At 61.8% G+C, this 1,732-nt stretch carries 2 protein-coding genes and 1 pseudogene; all 3 read left to right on the top strand.

Features of this window, described 5'->3' with window-relative positions:
* Positions 1-469: pseudogene (locus tag L692_RS33020) on the top strand (hypothetical protein); the annotation flags it as partial.
* Positions 351-1,151 (top strand): energy-coupling factor transporter transmembrane component T family protein, encoded by an 801-nt coding sequence (locus tag L692_RS0119210; RefSeq protein ID WP_025701688.1) that lies wholly within the window; start codon positions 351-353, stop codon positions 1,149-1,151. The pseudogene L692_RS33020 and the gene L692_RS0119210, both read left to right, overlap by 119 nt.
* Positions 1,152-1,171: 20 nt before the next feature.
* On the top strand, positions 1,172-1,732 hold a 561-nt coding region (locus tag L692_RS0119205), incomplete at its 3' end, for an Ig-like domain-containing domain (RefSeq protein ID WP_025701687.1).

Below are 1,732 nucleotides of genomic sequence, written 5' to 3'. Positions count from 1 at the left end.
GGAGCCGACGGCGGGGCTTGACGGCCCGGGACGGCAGAGCATTCTGCGGCAGGTCAAGCAACTGCAGACGGACTCGGGCACTACGGTTATTATGATTTCCCACAGCATTCAGGAAGTGCTGGCGCTGGCGGACAAGATTGCCGTTCTGGAGGAAGGGCGGCTTGCCGTGTGGGGAACGGCCAGGGAGGTGATCCGGCAGCAGCTCGGCCGAGGCGCGTCCTCCTTCCTGCTGCCGGAATGGCTGCAGGTGCTCCGGCGGCTAAGGGAGCTGGGAGTGTCCGCAGGCGGCGACGCGGTTACCCGGGAGGAAGCCCTGGAAGAAATCTGGCAGCTTGTCGAGGGGGAGAGCAATGAGAGGGATAAAGCCGGGTCGTTACATAGAAGGGAATACAGTCATTCACCGTCTGGACCCCCGAACCAAGTTGATCGGCTGCCTGCTTCTGGCCAGCTCGATTCTGCTCGGCTATGATGCCGTCATCGTTGCTGGCGCGGCGGTTCTTCTTATAGGCGCGTATTGGCTCGCCCATATCCGGCTGGACCGGATTATCAGGAGAATGCGCGGGCTATGGCTGCTTCTGGGGCTGTCCTTCATCTTCCAATGTGCACTTACGGAAGGGACGGTATGGTTTGAGGTTGCCGGTGTCGATATTGCCCGAGAGGGCGTCGTCAAAGGCGGAATTACCGTCTTAAGGCTGCTGGTGCTGCTGTTCAGCTCCTTTCTGCTGACGATGACCACGCCGCCGATCCGGCTGGCTTCGGGGATCGAGAAGCTGCTGTCCCCTTTAGCGGGAATCGGTCTACCGGTGCACAAGTTCGCCATGCTTATCACGCTGGCTCTCCGGTTTGTGCCGGTGATTAACGAGGAGGCGGCGATGGTGTCCCGGGCGCAGCGTTCGCGGGGCGCGCCGCTGCATTCCCGCAAGGCGTCGGTCCGGATCAAGAGCATGTCCGCAGTGCTGATCCCGCTGCTGGCCGCTTCCTTGCAGCGGGCGGGGGATTTGGCTGTGGCGATGGAGGCCCGCTGCTACTCGGGGGGAGTTCATCCCACAAGGACCAAGGGACTTCGCTGCGGCCGGGCGGACCGGATTTCATGGATCGTTATGGGCATGCTGGCGCTGCTCGCGCTGGCTCGAACGAAAGGAATGCTTTAAATAGAAGAGGTGGGATAAGGATGGTTGTACTTGGAAAATGGAGCCGCCGATCCGTGTTGCGGGCGCTGCTGGTTGCGCTTGTCCTGCTGCTGGCGATTCCGCAGGCGGCCTGGGCGGACAACGGCGACGGAACGGGACCGTCGGAGGGCTCGCCCGGCGCCAAGCCGCTAAGCTTCGTTTCGGCTTCGCTGGTGGAGGGCGGCGCGAGTATCATCGATTCGGAGGATGTGCCGCTTAAGGCGAAGATGAGGCTGCTGTTCGACAAAAATATTGTGAACAGCACCGTATGGGGCATCAACCGGGAATGCTTCACCCTGATGGATGCCAAAGGGGCAAGCGTCCCCATCGAGGTCACCAAGATTGACGATACGATTAACTTTGACCAGCGGCAGGCGGTATTTGTAGAGCCGGTCGACCCGCTGAAGTCCGGCGCCAGCTATAGCCTGAAGGTGGCGCCGCAGCTCAAGGCCAAGAACGGCGTGTCCACGCTGGGCGGCACTACCTCGGGCAGAGGGGTGACGATCGTCTTCAAGACAGCGGGAACGGCAGCCGGGGCTTCGGGCAGCGAGGCTGCAAAGTCT

This window comes from Paenibacillus forsythiae T98, assembly GCF_000520735.1.
GTDB lineage: Bacteria > Bacillota > Bacilli > Paenibacillales > Paenibacillaceae > Paenibacillus_AQ > Paenibacillus_AQ forsythiae.
This window is presented reverse-complemented; position numbering and strand designations above follow the sequence as displayed.